6 protein-coding genes are annotated in these 7,065 nt (G+C 68.4%); 2 read left to right on the forward strand and 4 right to left on the reverse strand.

The features are described from left to right. The coding region (locus DD1DGNOD_RS20825) for a sulfite exporter TauE/SafE family protein (protein WP_131770882.1) at positions 1-365 on the forward strand (365 nt) is incomplete at its 5' end. A 14-nt stretch (positions 366-379) separates the two neighbouring features. On the opposite strand, the gene DD1DGNOD_RS20830 is transcribed toward DD1DGNOD_RS20825, so the two are convergent. Next, a complete protein-coding gene (locus DD1DGNOD_RS20830; RefSeq protein WP_131768191.1) occupies positions 380-1,159 on the reverse strand; it encodes an SDR family NAD(P)-dependent oxidoreductase in 780 nt (259 codons plus the stop codon). A gap of 143 nt (positions 1,160-1,302) precedes the next feature. On the opposite strand from DD1DGNOD_RS20830, the gene DD1DGNOD_RS20835 reads away from it, so the two are divergent. Then, entirely contained in the window at positions 1,303-1,719 is a 417-nt protein-coding gene (locus DD1DGNOD_RS20835) for a DnaJ domain-containing protein (RefSeq protein WP_131768192.1), read from the forward strand. Positions 1,720-1,803: 84 nt separating this feature from the next. On the opposite strand, the gene DD1DGNOD_RS20840 is transcribed toward DD1DGNOD_RS20835, so the two are convergent. The 3 genes from DD1DGNOD_RS20840 to DD1DGNOD_RS20850 form a co-directional block, all read right to left on the reverse strand. Further along, positions 1,804-2,793 (reverse strand): ketopantoate reductase family protein, encoded by a 990-nt coding sequence (locus DD1DGNOD_RS20840; RefSeq protein ID WP_131770874.1) that lies wholly within the window; start codon positions 2,791-2,793, stop codon positions 1,804-1,806. Between the two features lie 171 nt (positions 2,794-2,964). Further along, positions 2,965-4,953, reverse strand: a complete 1,989-nt coding sequence (locus tag DD1DGNOD_RS20845; RefSeq protein ID WP_206443346.1) for a hypothetical protein — start codon at positions 4,951-4,953, stop codon at positions 2,965-2,967. 129 nt (positions 4,954-5,082) lie between these two features. Beyond that, on the reverse strand, positions 5,083-7,065 hold a 1,983-nt coding region (locus tag DD1DGNOD_RS20850), incomplete at its 5' end, for a bifunctional SulP family inorganic anion transporter/carbonic anhydrase (RefSeq protein WP_131770883.1).

Consider the following 7,065-nt stretch of genomic DNA (forward strand, 5'->3'; position numbering starts at 1 on the left):
CCGGCGGATCCGTGACCTGGCCGACCCGCACCGGGGTGTTCCTGGCCGGGGCCTACGGCTCCTACTTCGGTGCGGGCCTCGGCGTGCTCCTGCTCGGAGTCCTGGGCATCCTGATGCCGGACGACATCCAGCGCACGAACGCGTCCAAGACGCTGCTCTCGCTCGGGGTCAACGCGGTGGGCATCGCCGTGTTCGTCGTGAGCGCGCAGGTCTCCTGGGGGTTTGCGGCGATCCTGCTGCTGACCTCCTGCGCCGGGGGGATCCTCGGCGCGCGGGTCGCCCGGCTGCTGCCGGCCACCGCGCTACGCGCGATTGTGATCACCCTTGGTGTGGTCGTCGCCGCCGTGCTCATCGCCTCCGGCTGAAAACCGGACAGGCGTCATACCACCGGTGACAGGCCACCGTCGACGTTGAGCGCGGTTCCGGTCACATAGGAGCTGCGGGGCGAGAGCAGGAAGGTCACGACGTCGGCGAACTCCTCCGCCCGGCCGACGCGGCCCAACGGTATCCGCGCATCATGAGCCATCCGTTCGTACAACGTCCGGGTGGACGTGCCGGCGGCGGTAGCCCGCCGTTCCCACTGGCCGCTTTCGACCAGACCGACCAGCAGCGCGTTGACCCGGATCCCGTGCGGACCCCATTCGCCGGCGAGCGCCTTGGTCAGCGCCATCCCGGCAGCCCGTGACACCGAGGACGGCATCGAAGCCGCCGGCGGCGCCTTCGCCGCCGTCGCGAGCACGTTGACCACCGCCGCGGCGTCCGAGGCGCGCAGATGGTCGAACACCAGCCGGGACAGCCGGATCGCCGCGAACACCTTGAGCTGCAGGTCGTCCTGCCACTCCTGGTCGGTCACGGACACCAGCTCCCCAGCTGCGGACCTGCCGGCGTTGTTGACGATCGCGTCCACCCGGCCCCACTGGCTGTGTGCCGCCGTGACGAAGCGGTCCAGCGCGGCGACGTCGGTGACGTCCGCCGGTACGGCAAGGACGTCCCCACCTGCGGCGCGCAGCTCGTCCGCGGCGAGCTTGAGCCGGGCCTCGTCCCGGGCGCAGATCGCGACCCGTGCCTGCTCGGCGACGAGGGCGCGCGCGACGGCCGCGCCCAGCCCGTCGGAACCTCCGGTAACGAGGACGACCCGCCCGGCAAGCTGCAGATCCATGTGACCTCCGGGACCGGGTGCGAGGCGGGGTGGCGGCGGGTGGTGACCGGGTAACGGGGCCGGGTAGCCCGACTGAGTGACCTAGCCCGGCTGAGTGACCTGGCTGGGTAACGCCTGACCCACCGGGTATGGGATGACTCGTGGTGCCGCTATCACTCTACGACGTCTTGGGCGTGCCACCGACCGCCTCCCACGCCCAGATCGTGACCGCCTACCGGCGGGCGGCGCGACGCACCCATCCGGATGCGGGCGGTTCCGAAAGCGCCTTCCGCCTGGTCAGCATGGCATATGAGGTCCTGGGGGATACCGACCGGCGGCGTGACTACGACCAGCACATGCCCCTCAGCCCGGCCGGTGGCGTGGCGGACCGGACGGCAGATGGCGTGACGAGCCGGGCGGTCCGCCGCCGGTACCTGACGATGATGGCCGTCTGTGTCACGCTGTTCGTGCTCGCGGGCAGTGTGATCCGGTTCGTGTCGGTACCCGCGGCGCTGGCGATGATGCTCGTCGCCGCGGTCATCCCGCCCGTCGCCGCCATCATCGCCAACCGGTCCCGGTAGTGACCTGAGAATCTGATTTACTGAGCTGAGAATCTGTTTTCCGGCTCTGAAACCACTGTGGAAAATCGGCGAAAAATTCGCTGGTCACAGGCTCGGGGCGAGTTCCACCATCCGTTCCACGTCACCCCGGTAGGACAGCAGAGAGGGCATGGGGACGTCGAGCCGCTCACCCGTACGGACGAGGTCGTCATAGATCTCGTACAGGTCCACCGGAGCATACCGGCCGTGATTCACCGAGATTCGCTGGGGCAGCTCGCCGCGGAGCATGAGCCGGACCGCCGGGGTAATGGTCGACGGTGGCAGCAGGAACGGCCGAGCATCCTGTGCTGTCCGCACGTCGGCCCCGCGCACGGCACAGATCTGCATGGCCTCACGACCGGCATGCAGGGCGTCATAAACCGCTCGATTACTACGCGTGAATGATTCGAAGCCGCAGGCACGGGCAGCACCGCATATCCACGCGCTGATGCTCGCAAAATGCACCCACAGCCAGTGTTCCATGTTGGGATGAATCTCCGGCCGGAAACCGGCCTCCGCGAACAGCGCCACGAGACGGCCCAGGTTCTGCTCGGCGGTGTCGGTCACCGGGCTGTACAACGTGTGCCCGGACACGCTCGACCCGAGCATGATCCCGCCTTCGAGCGCACCGTCCAGGACATTGTCGATAATGCCGCCACCGGCCCGCGGGGCGCCCAACACGTACTGATCCTTGCCCAGGTAGGCGTCTATGAAGTCAAGGCCGCGCCAGTTGTTGTTCAGAAACAACACAACCGCGGAACCGAGGTTGCGCGCCAGCGCCGGCAGGACATCCGGTGTCTGGGTGTGCCGGACCGCAAGCACGACCAGGTTGACACCGTCTGTAGGGCGCAACTCGGTGACAACGCGAGGGCGGAACCGCTCGGCGACCTCCCGGCGGCGCCTGCCCCGCACGTCGAGAATCCGCAGACCGATCCCGTCGGACCAACGGGTCAGCTGTTCCGGGCGGACCAGCATGCTGACGTCATGCCCAGCCCGTGACAGCGCCCAGGCGTGCAGCGTTCCTATCGCTCCGCTGCCGAACACCACAATACGCATGCCATCCAGTATCGAGACGGGCCGGGACGTTCGTCAGAGTCGACGGCCCACCCGAAACCGGTACAAGGGCCCACCCGGACGGCGGCCTTCCCGCGAAAGACGGCCCTCCCACCGACCGCGGCCTTCCCGCGCAAGGCCGCATGCCTTACCTCGATTTCACCGTGCTCTTTTTCACCGTGCCCTCAACGCGGCCTTACGAGCCGTCCGGGCAACCTTCGGATCCTGATGGTGACGGGCGATCGCCGTCAGCACGGCCGGCGCCTTGGGATGCCCGCAGCGCCCCATGTCTTCCAGCGCCGCCCGCTGCACGTCGGCGTCACCCATACTCGTGAACACGTCGACCACCTGTTCGTCCCCGGCGAGAAGGACGGTGGCGAGCTGTTCGGCGAGCATGACGGCGACATCGGTGTCCCCCAGCTCAGCCTGATCGACGACCCCGTGCTGGGCCAGCACCAACGTCGGGTACGGGCGGAGCCTGTCGTCATCGCGAAGCCCCATGACCACCTCGATTCCGGCTGCCCCCATCTCCGCCAGGGCGTCGAGGGTGACAACCCACTGCTGGACGTCGTCGGAACGCCGCAGCAGGGCCGTCAGCTCCGTGATGGCCTGTTGTTCCCCACGCGCGTCCGACCAGGCGCGCAGCAGGGCGTCGGCGTCTTCTTCGGAGGCTGCCGCCCCTGCCACGTGCACGACGACCTCTGCCTCCTCCCCCGCGATGTCGGCCATCACCGGGGTTTCGAAACCGGCGTCCTGGAGCATGCGGCGGGTGCCCCACCTCCCCAACGCAGTGAGCTCGGCCACCCTGTCGGCCGTTGTTGCGTCCGCCGCTTCACCGCCGGCCGTGCCACCAGCGGCCTCACCGGTGGCGGTACCACCAGCCTCACCGGCGATCATGCGGAGTGCGCCCAGTATCTCCAGCCACTGCAACATGCGCCGCAGGTCGTGCTCGACCAGCTTCTGCCAGGTTTTCCGATGCTGCTGCTGCGGGGCTTCGTCGGTCTCGTATCTCTCGCTGGCCAGATCCCAGACCAGCTCGTGGAGGTCGGCCAGCGCAACGTCGCCCCCCAGGGTGTACGCGGCGGTGAGGACGGCGCAGGCGCCCTCGTCGAACTGGTACCGCAGCATGGACTCCGTCCATCCGGACGAGCAGATGGCCGGGCCGAGCCGCGGAAAGGCCGCGAACGCCAGGCCCCACAGTTCCAGCGGACGGTCCAGCGTGGCTACGTTCTTCTTCACCGGCAGCAGCCGGCCCTTGGCGGTCCGCACCAGCCGGGCGGCCTTTGCCCACTCGACGGTGACGTTGAGGCCGTACAGCTCCTCGCTGCTCTTGGTGCGGTACACCCGATCGTGGACGACCGGGTCGACCACGTCACCGGTCCCGAGCAGCTCCACGAGCTCGCGGGCGTCGGCGAGGGTGATCCGGCCGGTCTGGGTGAGCCTGCGGCCGTCCCCCATCCAGCTCAGCAGGACGCGTAGTCGCCGCAACACTTCGCTGCCCGCCGCCGCGGCGGCCAGTTCCTCGTCGGCGGGTAGCGCGACTGCTGCCAGGCGCCGGCGCCTGGGACGCATCTGTTCCTGCCCGGTGAGGATGGCCGCCTGCAGAGCCTGCTCGGGGTCGTAGAAGACCTCCCCCGCCTGCACGTCGGTGACGAAGCATCCCACCTGCTCCTCGTCCCCGATGTCGACGCCCCGGCGCAGCATCATCATCGTCCAGTGCTTGGCCACGCCGTATCGGCTCTCGTCCCCCATCGCGGCGTTGAACTCGCAGGCCAGCTCTTCCAGCGCGGCGGGCAATCCCGGATCACACCGGGGGTCGGCGAGCCCGGTCCGGGTGAGGAAGTCGAAGAACACGCGCAGTGTGGGCAGGACCGTGGCCCACTGCTCCTCCGTCATTGCAATCTTCAGCGGCATCCAGCCCAGCAGGAGCTCGCGCAGGTCCGCGACCGTCCAACGGCTCAGTATCCCGTCGCCCATGGCCCACTTGTGCTCAAGGGCAACCTCGACCGCGAACGGATCAACCTCCAGGCCGCGTTCACCGGCCCATTCGTCGAACCGCCCGACGAGCCGGTCGCATGCATCACGAAAGACCAGCTCGTCCGCATCGGAGAACACCATGCGCATGCCGTCCGACCCCCTTCCAAGCCTGGCGGACGCCAGCATCCCGAATCTATTCGGGTGGACAGCTCATGACGAATCCCAGCCTGTTGACAACCACGGACTGTGCATGCTCGGTCGGCCCATGCTCGGTCGGCCCATGCTCGGTCGGCCCATGCTCGGTCGGCGCTGCCTTCAGGCCGGGGTTCCGCGGCGGCGGCGGGCACGATGACCGTCGCCGAGCGTCTTGCCGGGACCCCTGGTGTGGGGCGCCGACGGCGGATGCACCGTGGCCGGGCCTGTCGTCGAGGCTGTCGGGGTCGACGTGTCCCACCTGCGGGGTGCACGGCGGCGATGCGGCGCGACCGCGGTCAACGCCTCCGACGGATCGACGAAGTAACCCGTCGCCTCGTCGAGCACCCAGGTGTACGCGGCGGAGATGTCGAAGTAGAGGCCGACGAGTTCCAGACGGCCCTGCTCCAGTGCCCGCTGGACGGCAGGGTGGCCGCGCAGGTGTTCCAGCTGCTGTACGACATTCGCCCGACCCAGCTGTTCCAGGGGGGGCAGTGCCTCCGTGCCGGGCAGCGGCATACGTGACAACGCCCCGCGGGCATGGGTCAACCAACCTGCCAGCGCGGAGTCCGGATCATTGTCGATGTGACCGGACAGCAGCGCCTGCATAGCGCCGCACCCGGAGTGCCCGCATACCACGATCGAGGGAACTCTCAGGAAGTTGACGGCGTAGTCCAGCGCGGCCGTCACGGACAGGTCGCTCTCCCGCTCGCCGTGGACCGTCTCCTCGGACGAATCGAGCGGGACGAGATTGCCGATGTTACGGATGGTGAAGAGGTCTCCCGGACCACTGCTGGTGATGATGTTCGGAACCACCCGGGAATCGGCGCACGTCAGGAACAGCATGCTGGGGCGCTGATTCTCGGCGAGTCCCCCGAGGGTGCCACGCAGCAGCGGAGCGGCCCGGCGGTGGAACTCGGCCACACCGACCAGCATCGTGCCGACGGGATGCACGTGACCGTCCACGGACTCGGCCCCGTCCGCACCTGTTCCGACCGTCTCCTCGGGGTCGACGCGGTGGGCGTCTCCGTGTGAGGCGGCCAGCTCCTGCCACTGCGACCAGGGGGCGAACCAGCGGGGCAGGTGCGGGATGACGGTACGGCGCCGCTGGACCTGGCCGTTCTGGGAATGCCGGAACCAGGCGTGACCGATCTCGTCCACCGTCACGCTCCCACCGGCCCGCTCGTGCTCGGTACACCAGGCATGCAGATGGTCGAATGCCGCGTGGTCGAGATAGTCCACCACAAGCTCGATCAACACGGGCACGCCCGTGGGAACCCTCCCGAGGACCCGCGACAGTCGAGGCAGGGACACGAAACTCAGAGTTCCCTCGACCTCCACCCGCCATACCTCACCGGAACGGACGAGGTAGATGTTGGACCACAGCACCCGGCGCAGGATCAGGCCGAGCGCGGTGACCAGGCCGAGCGCGACGCCCTGAAGCAGGTCGAGAGCGACGACACCGACCAGCGTGACGACGTACACGGGCAGTTCACCGTGCCGACGCACATGGCGGAGATGGGAAATGTCGACCAACCGGATCCCCACAACCACCAGCAGACCGGCCAGGGCGGACAGGGGAATCCACTCGACCACACCACCGAGGAACACGGCGAACAGCAACACCCACACACCGTGCAGGATCGCCGATGCCCGTGTCCTCGCCCCGGCTGCGACATTGGTGGAGCTACGGACGATGACGCCGGTTACGGGTAGTCCGCCGGCGAGGCCCGACAGAATGTTGGCCGATCCCTGACCGAGCAGCTCACGGTCCAGGCTGACCGGGCGTTTCCCGGGACGGCGTGCACCGGGGAGTTTTTCCACGGCAACCGCTGACAGCAGGGATTCGACGCTCGCGACGATGGCGACGGTGAAGACACCAAGGACGATCCCGGTCCAGTTGCCTTCCGGAAACTTCGGTAGCGACACCGAGCCGAGGATCGCCCCGGGCAGATCGACGCGGGGCAGGTCGAAGTGGAGCGCGGCAGCGATGGTGGTCCCGAAGGCAACCGCGGCCAGCGGCGCGGGAATCGCTCGCAGCTGCCTGGGCAGCATCCTGACCAGTCGGGGCCACAACAGAATGATCATAATCGTCACGGCGCCGAC

Source organism: Candidatus Protofrankia californiensis, assembly GCF_900634765.1.
Taxonomy (GTDB): Bacteria; Actinomycetota; Actinomycetes; order Frankiales; family Frankiaceae; genus Protofrankia; species Protofrankia californiensis.

Excerpts from the sequence above, each read along its gene's own strand:
- DD1DGNOD_RS20830 (WP_131768191.1), bottom strand. The coding sequence starts at position 1,159 with ATGGATCTGCAGCTTGCCGGGCGGGTCGTCCTCGTTACCGGAGGTTCC.
- DD1DGNOD_RS20845 (WP_206443346.1), bottom strand. The coding sequence starts at position 4,953 with ATGCTGGCGTCCGCCAGGCTTGGAAGGGGGTCGGACGGCATGCGCATG.
- DD1DGNOD_RS20840 (WP_131770874.1), bottom strand. The coding sequence starts at position 2,793 with ATGCGTATTGTGGTGTTCGGCAGCGGAGCGATAGGAACGCTGCACGCC.